Source organism: Actinosynnema sp. NPDC020468, from assembly GCF_040642015.1.
GTDB lineage: Bacteria > Actinomycetota > Actinomycetes > Mycobacteriales > Pseudonocardiaceae > Actinosynnema.
On record NZ_JBFAEO010000026.1, the window covers coordinates 71,801 to 91,062 of the forward strand.

At 73.8% G+C, this 19,262-nt stretch carries 20 protein-coding genes; 6 read left to right on the forward strand and 14 right to left on the reverse strand.

Going from position 1 to position 19,262, the window contains the following annotated elements; all coding sequences use genetic code 11:
- Positions 1-2: 2 nt before the first annotated feature.
- Together AB0G50_RS19990 and AB0G50_RS19995 are read right to left on the reverse strand one after the other, a co-directional pair.
- Entirely contained in the window at positions 3-818 is an 816-nt protein-coding gene (locus AB0G50_RS19990; RefSeq protein WP_360110577.1) for a bifunctional 5,10-methylenetetrahydrofolate dehydrogenase/5,10-methenyltetrahydrofolate cyclohydrolase, read from the reverse strand.
- Between the two features lie 20 nt (positions 819-838).
- Positions 839-1,462 carry a cyclodeaminase/cyclohydrolase family protein gene (locus AB0G50_RS19995; RefSeq protein ID WP_360110484.1) on the reverse strand — a complete coding sequence of 208 codons (624 nt, stop codon included), beginning with the start codon at positions 1,460-1,462 and terminating at the stop codon, positions 839-841.
- An 89-nt stretch (positions 1,463-1,551) separates the two neighbouring features.
- On the opposite strand from AB0G50_RS19995, the gene AB0G50_RS20000 reads away from it, so the two are divergent.
- On the forward strand, positions 1,552-1,893 hold the full coding sequence (locus tag AB0G50_RS20000; RefSeq protein WP_360110487.1) for a DUF1801 domain-containing protein: 342 nt from the start codon (positions 1,552-1,554) through the stop codon (positions 1,891-1,893).
- Here the strand turns inward: AB0G50_RS20000 and AB0G50_RS20005 are convergent.
- Entirely contained in the window at positions 1,890-3,578 is a 1,689-nt protein-coding gene (locus tag AB0G50_RS20005) for an alpha-glucosidase (protein WP_360110490.1), read from the reverse strand. The genes AB0G50_RS20000 and AB0G50_RS20005 overlap by 4 nt on opposite strands.
- A gap of 157 nt (positions 3,579-3,735) precedes the next feature.
- On the opposite strand from AB0G50_RS20005, the gene AB0G50_RS20010 reads away from it, so the two are divergent.
- Complete coding sequence (locus tag AB0G50_RS20010; protein ID WP_360110493.1) at positions 3,736-4,434, forward strand: HNH endonuclease family protein; 699 nt, start codon at positions 3,736-3,738, stop codon at positions 4,432-4,434.
- Between the two features lie 6 nt (positions 4,435-4,440).
- Here the strand turns inward: AB0G50_RS20010 and AB0G50_RS20015 are convergent, their stop codons facing one another.
- From AB0G50_RS20015 to AB0G50_RS20045, 7 genes are all read right to left on the reverse strand, one after another.
- Entirely contained in the window at positions 4,441-6,333 is a 1,893-nt protein-coding gene (locus tag AB0G50_RS20015; RefSeq protein WP_360110496.1) for a protein kinase, read from the reverse strand.
- Between the two features lie 79 nt (positions 6,334-6,412).
- On the reverse strand, positions 6,413-7,096 hold the full coding sequence (locus AB0G50_RS20020) for a GNAT family N-acetyltransferase (protein ID WP_360110499.1): 684 nt from the start codon (positions 7,094-7,096) through the stop codon (positions 6,413-6,415).
- A 177-nt stretch (positions 7,097-7,273) separates the two neighbouring features.
- Positions 7,274-8,887, reverse strand: a complete 1,614-nt coding sequence (locus AB0G50_RS20025; protein ID WP_360110502.1) for a SpoIIE family protein phosphatase — start codon at positions 8,885-8,887, stop codon at positions 7,274-7,276.
- Positions 8,888-8,981: 94 nt separating this feature from the next.
- Complete coding sequence (locus tag AB0G50_RS20030; protein WP_360110505.1) at positions 8,982-9,587, reverse strand: hypothetical protein; 606 nt, start codon at positions 9,585-9,587, stop codon at positions 8,982-8,984.
- Positions 9,588-9,663: 76 nt separating this feature from the next.
- Positions 9,664-10,233 (reverse strand): hypothetical protein, encoded by a 570-nt coding sequence (locus tag AB0G50_RS20035; protein WP_360110508.1) that lies wholly within the window; start codon positions 10,231-10,233, stop codon positions 9,664-9,666.
- A gap of 70 nt (positions 10,234-10,303) precedes the next feature.
- Positions 10,304-11,056, reverse strand: coding sequence for an EamA family transporter (locus AB0G50_RS20040; RefSeq protein ID WP_360110511.1), 753 nt, complete (start codon positions 11,054-11,056; stop codon positions 10,304-10,306).
- Between the two features lie 12 nt (positions 11,057-11,068).
- Positions 11,069-11,254 (reverse strand): hypothetical protein, encoded by a 186-nt coding sequence (locus tag AB0G50_RS20045; RefSeq protein WP_360110514.1) that lies wholly within the window; start codon positions 11,252-11,254, stop codon positions 11,069-11,071.
- A gap of 40 nt (positions 11,255-11,294) precedes the next feature.
- Here AB0G50_RS20045 and AB0G50_RS20050 point away from each other — a divergent pair, with 40 nt between their 5' ends.
- Both AB0G50_RS20050 and AB0G50_RS20055 read left to right on the forward strand, forming a co-directional pair.
- On the forward strand, positions 11,295-11,825 hold the full coding sequence (locus AB0G50_RS20050) for a MarR family transcriptional regulator (RefSeq protein ID WP_360110517.1): 531 nt from the start codon (positions 11,295-11,297) through the stop codon (positions 11,823-11,825).
- Positions 11,826-11,911: 86 nt separating this feature from the next.
- A complete protein-coding gene (locus tag AB0G50_RS20055) occupies positions 11,912-14,062 on the forward strand; it encodes a hypothetical protein (RefSeq protein WP_360110520.1) in 2,151 nt (716 codons plus the stop codon).
- Positions 14,063-14,112: 50 nt separating this feature from the next.
- Here AB0G50_RS20055 and AB0G50_RS20060 read toward each other — a convergent pair whose 3' ends face one another.
- Complete coding sequence (locus AB0G50_RS20060; protein WP_360110523.1) at positions 14,113-15,048, reverse strand: DUF6114 domain-containing protein; 936 nt, start codon at positions 15,046-15,048, stop codon at positions 14,113-14,115.
- A 57-nt stretch (positions 15,049-15,105) separates the two neighbouring features.
- Positions 15,106-15,735 (reverse strand): DUF6230 family protein, encoded by a 630-nt coding sequence (locus AB0G50_RS20065; RefSeq protein ID WP_360110525.1) that lies wholly within the window; start codon positions 15,733-15,735, stop codon positions 15,106-15,108.
- 280 nt (positions 15,736-16,015) lie between these two features.
- Here AB0G50_RS20065 and lepB point away from each other — a divergent pair, with 280 nt between their 5' ends.
- Both lepB and rpmE read left to right on the forward strand, forming a co-directional pair.
- Positions 16,016-16,570, forward strand: a complete 555-nt coding sequence (lepB, locus tag AB0G50_RS20070; RefSeq protein WP_360110528.1) for a signal peptidase I — start codon at positions 16,016-16,018, stop codon at positions 16,568-16,570.
- A gap of 109 nt (positions 16,571-16,679) precedes the next feature.
- Positions 16,680-16,895, forward strand: coding sequence for a 50S ribosomal protein L31 (gene rpmE, locus AB0G50_RS20075; RefSeq protein WP_360110531.1), 216 nt, complete (start codon positions 16,680-16,682; stop codon positions 16,893-16,895).
- A 64-nt stretch (positions 16,896-16,959) separates the two neighbouring features.
- On the opposite strand, the gene AB0G50_RS20080 is transcribed toward rpmE, so the two are convergent.
- The gene (locus tag AB0G50_RS20080) at positions 16,960-17,844 is read right to left on the reverse strand and encodes a hypothetical protein (protein ID WP_360110533.1); all 885 of its coding nucleotides are present in this window, start codon (positions 17,842-17,844) and stop codon (positions 16,960-16,962) included.
- Positions 17,845-18,247: 403 nt separating this feature from the next.
- Positions 18,248-19,249: an alpha/beta hydrolase gene (locus tag AB0G50_RS20085; protein WP_360110536.1), complete on the reverse strand. Its 1,002-nt coding sequence runs from the start codon at positions 19,247-19,249 to the stop codon at positions 18,248-18,250.
- Positions 19,250-19,262: the final 13 nt, after the last annotated feature.

Below are 19,262 nucleotides of genomic sequence, written 5' to 3' on the forward strand. Positions count from 1 at the left end.
GCTCAGCCGTCCGCGGCGATCACCTGCGCGGCGTTCGCGGTGTGCCGCAACAACATCGCCGTCGTCACCGGCCCGACGCCGCCCGGCACCGGTGTCAGCCTGCCCGCGACCGGCGCGACCGCGGCGTGGTCGACGTCGCCCACCAACGAGCCGTCCGGCGTCGGGTTCGTGCCGACGTCCACCACGAACGCGCCCGGCTTCACGTGCTCCGCGCCGACGAAACCGGGCCGGCCCACCGCGACCACCAGCACGTCCGCCGACGACGTCACCGCCGCCAGGTCCGCGGTGCGCGAGTGGCACACCGTGACCGTGGCGTTCTCCTCCAGCAGCAACAACGCCGCGGGCTTCCCGACCACCGTCGAGCGGCCGACGACGACCGCGTGCGCGCCCTCCAACGGCACCCGCTCGTGCCGCAGCACCTCCAGCACCGCGGCGGCCGTCGCGGGCGGGTAGGTCGGCAACCCGGCCGCGAGCCGACCGAGGCTCGCCGGGTTCGCGCCGTCCACGTCCTTGCGCGGGTCGATGTGCGCGCCGACCTCGTCCAGCGTCACGCCGGCGGGCAGCGGTGTCTGGCAGATGACACCGTGCACCGACGGGTCGGCGGACAGCGCGTCGAGCCTGGCCGCCACCTCGGCCGGGGTCGGGTCGTCCAGCTGCACCACCCGGCAGGCGATGCCCACCTTGCGCGCGGCGCGCTCGATCGACCGCACGTACCAGGCCGTCGCCTCGTCCCGGGTCGGCACCAGCACGGCCAGCGTCGGGGTGAAGTCCAGCGCGGCCAACGCCGCGGTCACCCCGGAGGTGATCGACGCGGCGATCGCGCGACCGTCGACCGCGGTCACCGGGCGATCCTGGCGCGCACCGCGGCCACCACGGCGTCCGCGCGCGGCACCGCGACCAGGTGCGCCGCCAACTGCGCCGCGAGGTCGGCCCGGCGGCCGGGATCGGCCAGCGTCGCCAGGTTGACCTCGACGTTCACCACGGCCGCCTCCAGGGCGGCCTTCGCCGAGGACGCGGCCACCGCGACGTCCGACAGCACGTTGGGGTTCGCGCCGTCGAGGACCGCCGCGCACAGGTCGACCACCTCGGCCGCCAGCGCGGCCACCCGCAGCGGCACCTCGGCCGCGCCGACGAGCGCCTGCTGGATGAACCCGGTGCGCACCCGGCGGTCGTCGTCGGTCTCCTTGGGCAGCCCGTAGGCCGCGACCACCGCGCCGAACGCGTCGGCGTCCTCGCCCGCCAGCGCGAGCGCCTGCACGCGCAGCTTGTCGGCGCGGTCCAGCACGGACGAGAACATGGCTTCGTGGACGGCGAACTTGGGCCGGCCCAGCGTCAGGTTGCACACCATGGACACCAGGGCCGCGCCGATCGAGGCGTGCATGGCGGCTGCGGCGCCGCCTCCGGGTGTGGACGCTTCCGAGGCCAGCTCTTCGAGCCACTGTCCAACTGCTTGATCCTGCACACAACCCCCTTAGTAGTACCGGGAAAACCCTACTAGGCCGGCGGCGTGCCCCGGGCCGGCGGCTCGGGCGGGCGCGTACCGTGGCGGGTATGTCCACAATGGATGGTTACTTCGCGGGGCTGCCGGCGGCCGAGGGCGAGGCGTTCCGCCGGGTCAGGGACCTCGCCCTCGAGGTCGTGCCGGACGCCGAGCGGGGCGAGAGCTACGGCATGCCCGCGCTGCGGTACCGGGGCAGCCCGCTGCTCGGTTTCCGCGCGGCGTCGGCCCACCTGGCGGTGTACCCGTTCAGCCCGGCCGCGATCGACCTCGTGCGCGACCGGCTCGACGGGTTCAGCCTGACCAAGGGCACGATCCGGTTCACCGCCGGGCACCCGCTCCCGGCCGACGTGGTCCGCGACCTGGTGCGGTTCCGGGCCGATGAGATCGGCTAGCGCACCAGCACGTGCGCGGCCCACGGCGACAGCGCCACGCGCCCGTCCCCGATCACCGGGCCGTCGACGTTGCCCAACCGCGCGTGCCGCGCCTCCCACGCCCCGTCGAGCGGCACCTCCCGCGGCACACCGCTCAGGTTCGCCACCACCAGCAGTCGAACGCCGTCGAGGCTCCGCTCGAACGCCCACACGTGCGGGTGGTCGGCCACCAGCAGCCGGAAGTCGCCCAGCCGGACCACCGGGAGTTCGTGCCGCAACGCGATCAGCGCCCGGTAGTGGTGGAACACCGACGCCGGGTCGTCGTACTGCGCCGCCGCGTTCAACCACGCGTGGTTGGGGTTCACCGGCAACCACGGCTCACCCGCGGTGAACCCCGCCTGCGGCCCGGCGTCCCACTGCACCGGCGTGCGCGCGTTGTCCCGCCCCATCGCCCGCAACCCGGCCAGCACGTCCTCCGGCGCGCGCCCGGCCGCGACCTCGCGCTCGTAGTGGTTGAGCGACTCGACGTCCCGCAGCGCCGACACGTCCGCGAACGGCGCGTTCGTCATGCCCAGTTCCTCGCCCTGGTACACGTACGGCGTGCCGCGGTGCAGGTGCAGCACGGTCGCCAACGCCGTCGCCGACTCCCGCCACCACCGCCCGTCGTCGCCGAACCGCGACACCACCCGGGGTTGGTCGTGGTTGTCCCAGTACAGGCTGTTCCACCCCACGTCGGCCAACCCCGCCTGCCACCGGGCCAGTGACGCCTTCAACGCCCGCAGGTCCACCGGTCGCGGGTCGAACTTGCCGCCCGGACCGTGGTCCAGCGACATGTGCTCGAACTGGAACACCATGTCGAGCTCCCGCCGCGCCGGATCGGTGAACGCCGCGGCCTGCTCGCACGTCACGCCCGGCATCTCGCCCACGGTCAGCAGCCGGTCCTCCCGACCCGCGAACACCGCCTCGTACATCTCGCGCAGGAACTCGTGCACCCGCGGCCGGGTCCCGTAGTGCGGGTAGCCGTCGCCCAGCCCGCCCCGCGTCACCGGGCCGTCCGGCAGGTCGGTGTCCTTCGCGATCAGGTTGATCACGTCCATCCGGAAGCCGTCCACACCCCGGTCGAGCCACCACCGCATCATCGCGTGCACCGCGTGCCGCACCTGCGGGTTCTCCCAGTTCAGGTCCGGCTGCCGGCGGTCGAACAGGTGCAGGTAGTACTCGCCCGTGCGCTCGTCCAGCGTCCAGGCGGACCCGGTGAAGAACGACTCCCAGTTCGTCGGCTCCGCGCCCGGCTCCCCCGCCGCGAAACCCGGCCGCGCGGGCCGCCACCAGTACCAGTCCCGCTTCGGGTCCTCCGCCGACGACCGCGACGCCACGAACCACGGGTGCTCGTCCGAGGTGTGGTTCACCACCAGGTCCATCACCAGCCGCATGCCCCGCCGGTGCACCTCGGCCAGCAACCGGTCGAAGTCCTCCAGCGTGCCGAACACCGGGTCGACCGCCTGGTAGTCCGAGATGTCGTACCCGTTGTCCGCCTGGGGCGAGGCGTACACCGGCGACAGCCACAGCACGTCCACACCCAACCGCTCCAGGTGGTCCAGGCGCGCGGTGATGCCGTTCAGGTCGCCGATACCGTCACCGTCCGAGTCGGCGAAGCTGCGCGGGTACACCTGGTACACCACGGCCGACGTCCACCAGCGCTCCACCGACGACCTCCACACCTCCGGGGCTGCCACCCGAGGCTACCCGCGCGACCGGACGGCGCAACCTGCGCTTCCACCCGGCGCAATGCGCGATTTCCGCGTTACGCCAAGGGTTCCGCGCGGGTACCAGGTGCATCGACATCCCTCGGAGGTGGTGACGATGACCCGGCGCGTCGCGGTGGCGCTCGCAGCGGTGGCCGTGCTGGCGGGCGGCTGCGCGGAACTCGCGGACGTGACCGACGGGGTCGGCTCCTCGCCGTCGGTCGCCATCGACCGCGTGCCCGAGGGGACACCGGACGCGGCGACCGCGCGCACCACGCTCACCTCGCTCACCGTCGCCCCGCCCGGACCGCTCGACGGCTACGAGCGCGACTGCGAGCAGGGTTCGGCGTGCGTGTTCGGCCAACCCTGGTACGACGTGGACGGCGACGGGTGCGACCAGCGCAGCCAGGTCCTCGCCCGCGACCTCGCCGACGTGACCCGCAAGAAGGACGGTCGGTGCGCGGTCGCGTCCGGCACCCTGGACGACCCGTACACCGGCGAGCAGGTCACCGCGGTGTCCAAGATCCAGATCGACCACGTCGTGCCGCTGGCCGAGATGTGGCGCAGCGGCGCGGCGGGCTGGCCGGCGGAGCGCCGGGTCGCCGCCGCCAACGACCTGGCGAACCTGATCGCCGTGCAGGGCAAGGCGAACCAGTCCAAGAGCGACAAGACGCCGGACCAGTGGATGCCGCCCAACGCCGGCTACGCCTGCCCGTACGCGCGCGTCTACATCGGCGTGAAGGGCAAGTACGGCCTGACCGTCAGCGACCCGGAGCGCGCCGCGCTGGAGTCCGCGCTCGCCCGCTGCCGGACCTGACCGACCTCAGTCCTGGAGCTTGGTCAGCACCGTCGTGTTCCACCACGCGTCCAACTTCTCCAACGCCTCCGGCGTGATCGCGGTGGTGGACAGCAGCACCCCGGTGGTCAACGTCTTCGTGTCCACCCACCACACCTGGCCGAAACCGTCCTTCACGAAGCACGTCGTGAAGTCGCCCTCGCGCGGACCGCTCTCGTTGCGCCAGTACCCCGCGTAGTGGATGTGCTGGGTCGCGGGCCGGCAGCCGCCCCAATCGTCGTCACGCGGGATGTTGTTGTCCTTCACCAACTTCTGGAACTGCGCGTCCTGCGTAGCCCGGTCCGGGAACAGGAAGAACCGGCCCTTGGTGGGCGGCGGGATGCCGAACAGCTCGCCCTCGTTGGCGATCGGGCAGTCCACCGCGGCGAGTTCCGTCGTCTCGATCGGCTTGCACGAGGAGTTCCCGTGGTACAGCGGCGGCAACAGGTCCAGCAACTTGCGCTGCGGCTCGGTCGGCCCGGCGGGCGTCGTGGTCGTGGTGCCCGCGGTGGTCGTGGTCGACCTCGTCGTGGTCGGGCCGGCACCCGACCCGGTCGTGGTGACCGCGACCGAACCCGTCGTCGGACTCGCGAGCCCGCCCTGGTACTTGTTCCACACCAGGATCGCCGCGACCACGCCCACGATGAGCGCGATCACCACCGCGCCCACGAGGGCCGCGCGGTTGGCCGACCCGGCGACGGGTGGGTGCCCCGGGTGGACGACCGGCGGCACCGCGGGCGACACCGGAGGTCGGATCGCCGGCGGGTGCTGCGTCCCGGTCGGACGCGAGACCGGAACCCGGGTCACCGTCATCGGCTGCCCACCGGCCGGCGTGGACGGTGCCGGCGGCCGGCCGGTCGGGTGCTGCCGGGGCTGGACCGCGGACCGGTCGCCGGGTCGCCCGCCCGCGAGCGGCGTCGCGGTACCCGGCACGGTGCCGACAGGTCCGGCCGGAGGGGCCGCCGGGGTCGGTCCGGGCGGGGTCGGTCCGGGCGGGGTCGGCGGGAGGCCGTGCCGGAGCGTGGTCCGGTGCACGGCCGGGTCGACCCGGGTCGGTGTCGGGCGGGACTCGAGCGCCGCTGTCACCGCCTCCGCCAGCGCACCCGCGGTCCGGTAGCGGTCGTCCGGCGACTTCGCCATGCCCCGGGCCACGACCTCGTCCAGCGCCGCCGGCACCGCCGGGTTCCTGGTCGACGGGCGCGGCGGCGGTTCCTGCATGTGTGCCCAGATCTGGGCCGCCGTGCCGTCCGCCTCGAACGGGCGCAGGCCGGTCACCGCCGTGTACAGCACGCACGCCAGCGCGTACACGTCCACCCGGCCGTCGACCGCGTCGGCCGAGAAGCGCTCCGGCGCCATGTAGTCCAACGTGCCGACCACGTCGCCGGACGCGGTCAGGTGGGTCGCGGCGGGCGAGGAGCTGCGGGCGATGCCGAAGTCCACCAGGTAGACGAAGTCCGACGCGGCCACCAGGATGTTCGACGGCTTCACGTCCCGGTGCACGAGGTCGTCCGCGTGCGCCGCGTCCAGCGCCGACGCGACCTGCTCCACGATCCGGGCCGCCCGGCGCGGCTCCATCCGACCGCGGGCCAGCACCTTGCCCAGGTCCTCGCCCTCGACGAGCCGCATGTCCAGGTACAGCCGGCCGTCGATCTCGCCGTAGGCGTGGATCGGGATCACGTGCGGCTCGCGCAGCCGGGCGACGATCCGCGCCTCGCGCCGGAACCGGGCCCGGAAGTCCTCGTCGTCGTGGTAGGCCGGACCGAGCCGCTTCAGCGCCACCACGCGGTCGTGCGCGGTGTCGAAGGCGCGGTGCACCTCACCCATCCCGCCGCGACCGAGCAGCTCCTGGATGCGGTAAGGGCCGAACACCTCCTCGACCATCGTTCTCCCGGGTTCCGTCCGCCTGTGCCAGCCACCGTCTGCGGTAGTCGACGCGGATCGTAGTCACCGGGTTCCCCCGTCAGGCCACCTCGGCGGGCGCGGGCACCCGCACGGCGAGGAACGCGCGGCGCGCGCGCAGCTCGAAACCGAGCGACAGGTAGAGCCGGATCGCGTGGGTGTTGGTCGCGGCGGCGTGCATCATCGGCGTCTCGCCGCGCTCCCGGATGCCCGCCGCCACCGCCAGCACCAGCCGGGTCGCGAGGCCCTGGCCGCGGAACTCCGGCAGCGTGCAGACGGCGCTGATCTCGGTCCAGCCCGGCGGGTGCATGCGCTCGCCCGCCATCGCCACGAGCACGCCGTCCCGCCGCACGCCCAGGTAGGTGCCCAGCTCGATGGTCCGCGGCCGGAACGGGCCGGGCTTGGTGCGCTCCACCAGGTCCAGCATCTCGGGCACGTCGTCGTCGGTCAGCCGGACCGCCTCGGCGAACGGTTCGGCCCGCACGCCGGCGTCGACCAGCTGCACCCCGCCGGCCCGCTCGACGAGCTCCCAGCCCTCCGGCGGGTCGTTGTTGACCCCCACCACCGCTCCCGGACCGGCCAGCGCGGCGACGTCGTCCCAGACACCGTCGTACGGCTCGGCCGGCAGCGCGAGGAACGGCGCGACGTCCTCCTGGTAGCGCAGCACGCGCCCCTGCCGCTCGGCGAACCGGCTGTGGTGACCGAGCAGCGACTCGTACGCGGGGTTGTCCAGTGGCGATGACACGCGAGCCTCCGTAGTTCGAGATCGGGCGAATCATCCGTTGGCCCTTCCGGGCGTGTCCACGGCTCCCACATGGTGAACGCGCCGCCGCCGAGGCGTGAATTCGGTCAACACTGAAGGAATAGTGCCCAGAAAGAGTGAGAGCCCGCAGCAGTTCACGGAGAGTGGCCGACACCGTGCTCAGGGTGTGCTGAACACCAGCAGCGCCACGTCGTCGTCGTGCGCCTCCGCCAGCAACGCGCCGGTCAACGCCGTCGCGACCCGCTGCGGATCGGTGACGCCCGCGCGCACCGAGTCGGCGACCACGGCGGCGGCCCGACCGATGCCGTGGTCCAGGTTCTCCCGGCGGCGCTCGACCAGACCGTCGGTGTAGAGCACCAGCACCGACCCCGGGGGCAGCGGCGCGGTGAGCTGGACGCGCGGCGTGGCGAGCACGGCCAGCGGCGGCGTCAGCGCGCCGTCGAGCAGCACGTGGCCGTCGGCGGTGGCCAGGACGCCGGGCAGGTGGCCGGCGCTGGCGTAGGTCAGCACGCCGAGGGCCGGGTCCAGCACCGCGCAGAACACCGTGGTGCACAAGGCGCCCACGACCGTGGCGGCGAACCCGTCCAGGGAGGCCAGCACCCGGGCCGGGTCGTGGTCGGCCAGCAGCAGCGCGCGGGAGGCGCTGCGCAGCTGACCCATCACGGCCGCCGCCGATACGCCGTGCCCGACCACGTCGCCGACCACCACGCCGTACCGGCCGCCGGGCAGCTCCACCACGTCGTACCAGTCGCCGCCGACCTGGAGGGTCGCGGTCGCGGGCAGGTAGCGCACCGCGAAACCGGCGGGCAGCGCGGTCGGCCCGAGCAGCGCCCGTTGCAGCGTCAGCGCGACCTCGACCAGCTTGCGGCGCTGCTCGGTCTCGAGCTCCTCGAGCCGGCGGCGCTCGGTCACGTCCCGGAACAGCACCGCCACCCGTTCCGACGGCCCGGCGGTGAGCCGGAAGATGTACAGCTCCAGCACCCGGCCGAAGCTCGCCAACTCCTGCTCGAACCGGATCGGCTCCCCGCCGCGCATGACCTGGTCGATCACCTCGACCCAGACGTCCGGCTCCTCGGGCAGCATCTCCCGCACGGTCCGGCCGACCACGCCCACCACGCCGGACTGCGTCTCCAGCGCCGGGTTCGCCTCCAGGTAGCGGAAGTCCGGCGGGCCGAGACCGGTCGGCTCGACCCGCTCCAGCACGCAGAAGCCCTCGTCGATCAGCTCGAACAGCTCGCGGTAGGTCGCCTCGGACTCCTTGAGCGCGGCCTCCGCCCTGGCCCGCGCCACCAGCGACCACGTGCCGTGCGCGACCTCCTCCACCAGCGCGACCTCGCGCGGCGTCCACCCGCGCGGCTCCGCCGAGTGCACCGCGATGAACGCGGTCAGCCTGCCCTCGACCACCAGCGGGACGCTGACCTGCGCGCGGGTGCCGATGGACGCGTAGGACTCGCGTTGCGCCCCGCCCAACCGGGGATCGGTGTCGCAGTCGGCGACCACGTGCGTGCGGCCCGCGCCCATGTCCTGGCGCACCGCCGCGCCGAACGCGTCCATCCGGTACCGGCCGACCACCGAGGCCATGCCGTCGCGGAAGAACTCGTCGTGCACCACGGCCGTGTCGCCACCGTCGACCACGTCGACGTAGAGCACGCGGCCGGCGCGCAGGTGACCGCCGAGCATCCGGCACACCCGCTGCTGCACCTGGGCCGCGTCCCACAGCGAACGCGCCTCTTCCGCGAGTTCGCGCAGGAACCGCTCGTCCTCCCGATCCATGCACCCGCCTCCAGGCCACCGCCGCACGTCCGACCGACGACCCGACGCCTAGACGGTAGACGAGACCCCGGCGGAGGCCACGACGGAGCCGGCCTCAGTCCACGATCCCGGCGGAGGCACCCACCATCGCCACGGCGAACGCGGAGAACAGGAACGTGCCGACGAGCGCGATGAAACCGGCGAACAGCCCCGGGAAACCCGGCAGCACCCGCCGGCCGAGCAGCCCGGCGACCAGGCCGAGCGCACCGCACAGGGACCAGCCCGCGTGCAGCCAGTCGTCCTCGCCCACCGCGGTCCACCACGGCACCGCCTCGCGCCACCGGGCGGCCTCCTCCGGCGGCACGCGGAGGCCGTTCAGCCACACCGTGTCCGAGCCGGGGCCGTAGCTCTTGGTGCGCTGACAGACCAGGTCCACGCCCCGGTGGGTGGCGTGGCACGGGTCCCACGCGGTGTCGCCGAGCACGATCGTGATCGCCAGTTCCGCGCCGTCGACCGGGACCGCGCAGCGCGCGGTGGCGCCGTCGTCCGCGCAGGCGAGGTCGTACGAGGTGATCACGAAGTCGGGCGCGACGACCCGGTACACGCCGCCCGTCGCCCGGGCCGGCCCAAGGAACCAGCTCGCCACGCTCAGCACGACCAGCGCCAGCAGCACGACGGCGCCCGTGATCACCAACGGCTTGGGGTTCCGGACCGCTTCCACCACCACACCCTCCGTGTCGGCCCGGACACGCGCGGTGTTACCGCCGAGTGTCCACTGTGGACCTGCGGCGCGACCCTCAGTCCACCAGCCCCGTACCCAGGGAGATCCACAGCACGGCGTAGGCGGAGAACGCGTAGACGCACACGGCCGCGACGAAGGAGGAGGCGAGGCGCAGGTGGCGCGGCACGACGTACCAGCCGAGGACGGCGGCGAACAGCGCCGGGCCGCAGCAGATCCACCGACCGAGGGCGATCCACCGGTCCTCGTCCACCCGCCACCACCACCGCACCGCGTCGTTCCAGCGGGCGGCCTCCGCGGGCGAGACCTCGAGACCGTCGAGCAGCACCGAGTCCGAGCCGGGCGCGTAGTCCTTCGACCGCAGGCAGCTCAGCTCCACGCCGCGGTGGGTGGCGTGGCACGGGTCGTCCGCCCACTGGCCGAGCGTGATCGTGACGAGCAGTTCGGAGCCGTCGACCGGGACCCGGCAGCGGGCCGTGACGCCGTCGTCGGAGCAGTCCAGGTCCTCGGCGGTGATCACGAAGTCGGGCGCGACGACCTTGTACACCCCGCCGGTCACCCGCGCCGCGCCGAACTGCCAGGCCAGCACGGTCAGCACGGTCAGGGTCAGCAGTTCCACGACACCCATGAGCAGCAACGGTTTCGGCCCCCAGGCCGCCTTTTCCACACCCCCCGTGTCGACACGGGCACGCGCGGTGTTACTCGACCGGCACCCGTGAGTCCACAGTGGACGAACCCGGGTGATCGGCGGAACCCGGCGACACCTCGGCCACCCGCGCCGCGCGCCGGGCCGCCCACCGCCGGGTGAGCGCCGGTTGGCCGAGCAGCACGCCCGCCAGGACCAGCGCCAGGCCGACCAGTTGGCGGCCGGTCAGCACCTCGCCCGCCACGGCGGTGCCCAGCAGCACGCCGGTGACCGGGTTCAGCAACCCCAGCAGGCCGACCGTGCCCGCGTCCAGGTGGCGCAACCCGGTGAACCACACGCTGAACGCCAGCGCCGTCGCCACCACCGACACGTAGCCGAAGCCGAGGACGGCGGGCAGCCCGACGCGCGGTGGCGCGCCCTCCACCAGCACCGCCGCCACCAGCAGCACCAGCCCGCCCGCGACCAGCTGCCACGACGTCACCGACAGCACGTGCGCGGTCGCACCCCAGCGCTTGGTCAGCACGTGCCCGAACGCGGACAACCCCATCGCCGCCGCCGACGCGGCCACCCCGAGCGGGTTCACCCCACCCGAGCCGGAGGCCACCAGCAGCACCACGCCGACCAGGCCGAGGCCGGCGCCCGCGAGCGGCAGGGGTTTGGGGCGTTCGGCCAGCAGCGGCCAGGCGATCAGCATCATCGCCACCGGCGACACGGCCATGATCGTCGCCGCCACGCTGGTCCGCAGCAGTTGCGCCGCCACGTAGACCAGCGCGAAGAACGCGCCCATGTTGAGCGCGCCGAGCACCGCGGCCCGCCACTACCAGTCGCCGCGCGGTCGTTCCCGGCGCACCGCCAGCAGCAGCAACCCGGCGGGCAGCGCGCGGAAGACCGAGCCCCAGAGCGGACTCCCGGCCGGCAGCAGCTGGTGCGTCACGTAGTACGTCGAGCCCCACGCGACCGGCGCGACCGCGGCCACCAGCGCCCACCGGAAATTGGCTTCCATGGAAGAGATAGTAGCTTCCATGGAAGCTAAGCTGTACCCCATGAGCGTGCCGAAGGACCGCGTGGCCCGGATCCAGGCCGAGTGGGCGCGCGAGCGCCCGGACGTCGACGTGTCGCCGCAGGGCGTCATCGGCCGCCTGCACCGGCTGGCCGGTCTGCTGACCGAGGAACTGCGCGTCGTCTTCCGCCGGCACGGCCTCGGCGAGGGCGAGTTCGACGTGCTGGCCGCGTTGCGCCGGGCGGGTGAACCTTTCGAGCGCGCGCCGGGCGAACTCGCGCTGCACACCATGGTCACCACGGGCGCCATCACCAAGCGGATCGACCGCCTCGAGCGCGACGGACTGGTCACCAGACGGGCCGCCGAGGGCGACGCGCGCCGCCGCGTGGTGGCGCTCACCGACGCCGGCCGGGACGTCTTCGACCAGGCTTTCGGCGAGCACATGGCCAACGAGCGCCGCCTGCTCGCCGCCCTCTCCCCCGCCGACGCGCGCGCCCTGGAGTCGATCTTGACGGGGTGGCTCGCGCACTTCGAGGCCCCCCGCGTTGTCCGGGATCGGGAGGCCGCCGACTGACGACGTGGGCCGGACGTCCGCGCGCCGACCCGCACCGCCGGCCGCCCTAGACTGCCGATCGTGATCACCGCGGGGGTTGGACGGGAGTGACCGGTCCGGATTTGTGGTCGGTGCTGGACGACGCCCGGTCCCGGGAGCACGGCCCGGAGCGGACCGCCGCCCTCGCCGACGTCGTCCGGCTCGCCGACTCCGAGGACCTCGTCCGGGCCGGGTTCCACGCCCGGCGCGCGCTCGCCGGCGCGCACGCCGCCGACGGCCGCTGGCACGAGGTGTGCGACCTGTTCCGGGACAGCCTGGCGAGCTTCGACCGGCAGCCGTGGCGGTTCGCCCGTGCCGACGAGGACGACATGTTGGAGTGGTACGGCAGGCAGGTCGGCGTGCTGCCCGGGTTCCCGTGGATCCCGACCGAGGAGGTGACCCGGGCGCTGGCCGACGCCGAGCGCCGGTTCCACGCCGCCGGGCGGGACGTCTCCGCGCTGCACGCGGCACGGCGGACCCTGGCCGCGCAGGCGGGCGACCGGGACGCCGAGCAGGACGCCCACCGCCGCTGGCTCGCGACCGCCGCCGAGGACGAGGGGTGGCGGCGCGCGGTGGAGGTGGAGCGCGCGCTGTGGCGCGGGGAGGCGCTGCCGGACGTGCGCGCGGAACTCGCCGACCCCACCACCGGCGACCACCCGACGAACCTGGTGCGGCTGCGGATGCTGTTACCCCTGGCCGCCTCGGGCCGGGTGGAGTTGGCCGCGTCGACCTGGCGGCGGTTCCACCGGGGCGCGGCGCGGCGCGAGCACACCGCCGAGGACCTGGCCCTGCTGCTGGAGTTCTGCGCGCTGACCGGCAACGAGGACACCGCGGTCGGCCTGCTGGACCAGCTGCGCGGGTTCGAGGAGCGGCTGCGGCCCTCGGCCGTGCTGGAGGTCGCCACGGCGGTGGCGCTGTTGACCGAGCGCCTGGTGCGGCAGCGCCGCGGCTCGGTGCCGCTGGACGTCGGGCACGGCCCCGAGCCGTGCCGCGCGGTGGCCTACCGGGCGCGGAACCTGGCGCAGGACCTGGCGAAGCGGTTCGACGAGCGCAACGGGACGTGCCACCGGTCGAACGGACTGCGCCGGCGGTTGGCCCGGGAGCCGGTGGTCGCCTTCCTGCCGCTCGCGCCGACCGCGCGCCCGTCCGTGTGGCCGGTGTTCCCGGCCCGCCTGGCCAACCGCGACCTGCTGGACCTGGCCGAGCGGCACGACCGGCGGTCCGAGCCGGAGGAGGCGAAGGCGGCGCTGTTCGCGGTGGACGAGGACGCGCTGACCGACGCCGAGCGCCACCGGCTGGACGAACTGGACGCCTGGCTCTACCAGGACGTCGACGTGGAGGAACGGCTGCGCCGCGCCGCGTCCGGCCACCTGGAGCACGGCGCGCACGGCCGCTACCTGACGGCGCGCTGCCGGCTCGGCCTGTGGATCATCCACAGTGGACACCCGGCGGAAGGTCTCGACACCACCTCGCGCGCGGTCGCCGGGTTGCGCACCCTGGGCGACGACCACGCCACCGCGTGGGGCGAGTACTGGTTGGCGGTCGCCTCCGAGCGGCGCAACCGGGTGGGCGCCGCGCTGCGGGCGGTGGCGCGCGGCACCACCCGGGCGCGGGCGTGCGGCGACCCGCTGGCGCTCGGCGTGCTGCACGCGCTGGCCGCCGCGCTGCACGACGAGCCCACCGCGTCGATCGCGTCCGCGCGGTCCGCCCTGGACTCCTTCCTGCTCGCGGGCGCGCCGGAGCGGGCGCTGGAAGCGTTGGCACTGCTGGAATCCGCGCACGAACAGGCCGGACTGGACTTCCGCCCGGTGGTGGCCGAAGTGCTGGAATCGTTGCCGGAGCGCGGTGTCGAGCGGGTGCGCGGCTTCCTGCTGCTGCACCGGGCCGAGTCCCTGGCGGACCTGGTCGAGGGTGTCGGGCAGGCGGCGCGGCGCGGTGACGACACGGTGGACCACTGGCTCGTGCTGGCGGAGGCCTGCCAGGAGGCGGGCCGGCACGAGGACGGCATCGACGCGGGCTCGCGCGCGGCGGCCGCCGCCGACCGCGCGGGCGACCTGACCTCGGCCGACCGGGCGCGCCAGGTGGTCGCCGAGTGCTACCGGGCGATCGGCGACCTGCGCGCGGCCGTGCAGGAGTACCGGCGGCTGGCCGACGGCTCGGGCCCGCTGGCCGCGGCGGCGTTCGTGGCGGGCGCGGAACTGCTCGCCGAACTCGGCTGATCCGCGATCCGCTCCACCCCGCCGCGCGAGGCGACCGGCGCGTGGCGTGCTCACCCGGCCGCCGGCACGACCTTCGACAGCGTCAACCGGCCCGGGTTGCCCCGGCCGCCCGGCTCGTAGTGCGGTATCCGCAGGTGGTAGCCGGTCATGCCGATGAACAGGTACTCCAGGTGCGGCGGCGGGAGGATCACCGGCAGCGGTCCGCACCGGAGCGGGTTCCACGCGCCGGGGTGGCACGTCGGGGTGAACGTGATCAGGTCGGCGGTGAGCTTCGTGAGGTACAGGTCGACCTTGTCGCCGCCGACCGCCTTGAAGCTCGCGTTGTCGGTGAACGGCGCGGCCTCCTGCACCAGGGTGACCGTGACCCCGTTGGCCGCGGTCGCGCGCAGCGTCAGGTCCGAGTGGACGGTGAACTCGTCCAGCACGAAGTGCATCACCTCGACGGTCCTCGTCCCGCCCGCGGCCGTGCGCAGCGGCAGCGACTCGTTGCCCGCGTAGACCAGTCCCCCGACCCAGCCCGCGCCCGCCGACACGGTGATCTCGGTCGCGGTCGGCGCCGTCGGCACGTCGGCCCGGGCGGGCGGTGCCGACGCGAACGCCGAGCCGCACACCAGCACCAGCGCCGCCGCGGTCGTGGCCTTGCGCGCCCGGGGTGCGCCCCAGGACGCGGTCATCGCGCCGCCGATCACCGCGAACAGCGTGCCGACGAAGAAGCCGCCCAGGTTGGACAGCGGGAACGCGGCCAGCCCGACCAGCGCCGCGATCACCCCCGCGATCACCCTGGTGGCCGGGGTGAACCAGGCCGACAGGCCGAGCACCACCAGGATCGAGCCCAGCAGCACGCCCGACACCCCGCCCGTGCCGCCGCCCAGCACCACCTGGATCGCCATCAGCGGCACCACGAGGATCGGCGCGGCGCCCAGCAGGATCAGCAGCCCGCCCCAGAACGGCCTCGTGCGGCGCCAGCGGGCGAAGGCTTGTCTCACGGTTGCACCCTCCCGGGTAGTCGCGGGCGGGGACGGCGCAGTCCCCGCCCGCGGTGGTCAGCAGGTCGAGCGGCCGGTGGAGACGCCGAGCTTGAGGTTGTCGAGCTTGAACGTGCCGCCGATGGCCGCGGACAACGCGCTCGCGTCGAGCCGCCCGATGTGCGCGGTGTCGGCCTGGAGGCCGAAGTTGCTGCCGCCCTGCTCGGTGCGCAGTTCGGCCGGGCCGCGGTCGAGGGCGGACTTGTCGACGCCGAGCTTGAGACCGGTGAACTCGGCGTTGCCGGTCAACTCCTTGGCGTCGAGCAGCAGGTCCTCGGCCGCGATCTCCCGGGTGTTCGGGTCGGCGTCGCCCGCGCTGAGCTTGAGCGTGAACTCGACGCCGAGCACCGCCGGCGTCATGGCCGCGCACAACCCGCTGAGCCGGGCCTCGCTGAACCCCGCGTAAGCCACGCCCTGGGAGCCGCGCGCGGACACCACCCCGCCGAACCCGCTGCCGTCGACGTCGTCGGACTTGAGCTGGATCGGCACGCCGGACACCGCGAACGACGCGGCGAGCAGGCTGTTGGCCATCGCCGCGGTCATGGCCGCGACCAGACCCAGGCCGGGCAGCGCCACGAAGGCGGCGCGTCCCCACCGGGTCCGCCCCTCCTCCGGTGCCTCCGGCCGGGGCGTCGTCTCGTCGTCCATCCGCGTTCCTCCTTCCACCTCCCGCCCCCGGTGGGACGGGAGGTGGAAGCTGCCCGGCGAGACGTCGATCACACAAGCGTCCATTTGGCCTGGTAGAGACAGTTACCCATGGTCACACGTAACTCCGAGTAACGTGTTTCGGCCCACATCGGTACCGGTCCGTACCGAAATGTTCCCGGCACTGGGCGACCCGCCCGCCGCGAGCTACTGTGCGTGCACACCGAACTCGAAGTAACAGTTACGCAACATCGCAGATACTTGACCCGAAGGGTGGCGGCCGGTGCGTCCGAAAGTGCTCGCGGTGTCCCTGGCCGGCGTCGTCGGCGCGGCCGCGCTCGCCTGCCTGGTGGTGTTCGCGCTGTCCGCGCCGGTCGAGGGCCTGAGCATGGACCCCGCGCTCGCGCCCGGCGACCGGGTGCTCGCGAACCCGTTCGGCGACCGGGCGCCCGACCGGCTCGACGTGGTGTCGGTGCACCCGCCGCGCAGTTCCGTGACGGCGGTCAAGCGGGTCGTCGGCCTGCCCGGCGACCGGGTCCGGGTGCATGGGGGCCGGGTGCTGGTGCGACCGGCCGGCCGGGACGACTGGCTCGCCGTCTCCTACTCGCGCGCCGCGCCGGGCCAGTGCTGCGCCGCCGACGGCCGGGCGGGCGCGGACGCCGACGCCGTCGTGCCGCCGGGCCACTACTTCGTGCTGGGCGACAACCTGGGCGCGTCCACCGACTCGCGGTCCTACGGCTTCGTCGCGGCGGCGGACGTGGTGGGCGTCGTCGCGCTGCGGGTGTGGCCGTCGGTCGGCGCGCCGGACCGGCCCTCGCTCACCCCCGCGACCGGGTGAACGGAGCAGTGGCGACGCGCGTTCGCCCGATCTGGAACAATGGCCCACTGGTCCTGTCCGGTTCACCCCACGAACGTCGGGGACCCGGCGACAAATCAGAGAGGCGACCATGAAGAGCGGCATCCACCCGGAGTACGTGGCCATCGACGTGACTTGCAGCTGCGGGAACAGCTTCACCACCCGCAGCACCAACACGTCCGGTCGGATGCAGGTCGAGATGTGCTCGAACTGCCACCCGTTCTACACCGGGAAGCAGCGGATCCTGGACACGGGCGGCCGAGTCGCCCGCTTCGAGGCCCGCTACGGCAAGCGCAAGTCCAAGTAGCCGACTTCCGCGCCTGCACGCGCCGACGGCGTCCGCCCCACCGGGCGGGCGCCGTCGCGCCGTTTCAGGCCGGCTCGGCCGTGACGGCCACGCAGAACGACACGTACAGGTCGTACTGGTAGCCCGCGCGGAGTTCGCCGTCGAGCCGGTCGTGGCCCAGGAGTTGCCCCTGCTCGCCGAACAGCCCGTCGCCCATCGCCAGGCCGCCCGCGAAGTGGTTGTTCTCGAGCCTGACGCTGCCCGGCACCAGCCGCAGCCGCACGGGCCCGTCCGCCGACAGCAGCACGGTGTACCAGTACTCGGGCGGTGTCGCGTCGGCCGTCTCCAGGATCGCGCTCACCCCCGCCTGGCCCGCCGACCCGGTGGTCGGGTCGCCGACCACGTCCGGCAGCAGCACCCGCGCCCGCAGCCCGTGCACGGTGTGCGAGCCGTCCTCGTCCAGGTTGTCGGCCGCCGAGTTCTCCGCGTACACCCGGAACACCAGGTGGTCGCCGGCGGTGATCTTCTCGTGCCGCTGCCAGAGCCCGGTCGCACCGCCGCACGTCGCGTCGACGTGCCGGACGCCGAGGAACTCGCGCTCGTCGCCGAAACCCGGGTTGTCGGTGATCGAGTCCAGCGTCACGAACGGCGCGGGCCGCTCGAGGGTGAACATCTCGCGATCCGGTCCCCAACCGGCCCGCAGCACCGGTTTCGCCACGTCGGGCGCCGGCACCGGCGACGGGTCCACCGCGCTCGACGGCGCCTGCCCGGACGGCGCGGTCAACGGCGTCCACGCGTCCTCGACCGGTTTCGCGAGCAGCGGCAGGGTCGCCGACACGAGCAGCGCCACCGCGGCCAGCGCCACGCCGGTCTCGGTCTTCTTCCGCCGGCGCAGGTACACCCACCCGATGCAGCACAGCAGCAGGACCAGGCCGACACCGGCCAGGCTGATCGACAGGGCACGCGGCATGGTTCCTCGACAAGGGCGGGGGGTATGCCGGTTGATCGTCGGCGAAGATCGCCATCGTTACGCCACCCCGACCCGGACCGCTCCGCGCGAGCCACGCCGTTGTCACCCGCGGCCGGACCGGCGCCGATCGACCCGGCGGTCGGCGGCGTCGCGCCGATCAGCCCTGACGTCGCCGACGTCGCGCCGTCTGTCGCCTTGCGGCCGGATCACGCCGCTCGCGCCGATCGGCCTCGAACGTCGGCGAAGATCATCAGCGTGCTGCCGCCGAGCCGTCCGGAACCCGCTCGGCGTTCCCGGTCGTCGGCGACGATCGTCGGTGTCGCGCCGCCCGGAGCCGGAGCGCGGTGGGCGCCGACCGGCCGGAGGTGCGGGGTCCGCGGCGCGTGCGGACCCCGCACCGGCGTCAGCGGCCGACCGCGGAGGTCATCCAGGTCGCGGCCGCCGCGTAGTAGTCGCGCGCGTTCGGCGCCAGGTTGATCGAGTGCCCGTAGGACGGGAGCACGTAGGTCGTCAACCCCGAGGTGAAGTACGGCGCCTCGGTCGCGCGCACGGTGGCGGCGGTCGAGCAGTTCGTCCCCAACGCGCCGCACACCGCCGTGTCGTTCTGGCCGACGGCCAGGAACACCGGCGCCTTGATGAACAGGCTGTACGGCAGCAGCACGCTCACCCCGAGCCCGTCGGCCGCCTCCAGCGGCGAGAAGACGTCCTTCGTCGCCTCCTCCACCGCCCTCAGCTCCGGCGTCAGCACGCCCGGCGCGTGGAAGCTCGCGTACCGGGTGCCCGGCGCGGTGGTGAGGTAGCCGATCGGGAACAGCGGACCGAACTTCACGTCCAGCTCGGCCGGGCGGAAGTTCGCGAACGCCGCCGCGACGCCCGGCGGGTTGATCCGGTGGGTCAACCCGGTGAGCAGCACGCCGTCGACCGAGTCCGGCCAGGTGCCGGCGACCAGCACGCTGATCGCGGAGCCCAGCGAGTGGCCGCCGACGACGACCTTGCCGAACGACGTGCCGTACGCGCCGGACCGCAGCCCGGTCACGACCTGGTGCACGGCCTCGGCCTGCACGAAACCCGTCAGCAGGGCCGCGACCGGCCGGGAGCTGCGACCCGTGCCGAGCCGGTCGAGGGTGAACGTGGCGAAGCCCGCGTCGTTCTGGGCCGCCCGGAACGAGTGCGCGCCGTCCGAGTAGTCCCAGTAGGAGCTGTTGTAGGTGGCGCCGGGGATGAGCACCTCGACGGTGGACGAGCCACCGGCCGGGACGCACAGCCTGCCGTGTACGGTCTGCGTGGAGAGCAGCACCGAAACCGGCGCGTCGACCTCCCGGCATTTCGCGGGCGCCGCCGAAGCGGGCGTCAGCGCGGTGGTCAGGAGCAACGCCGCCATGCCGACGGCGAGTGAGTACCGCAAGGAACCTCCGTCC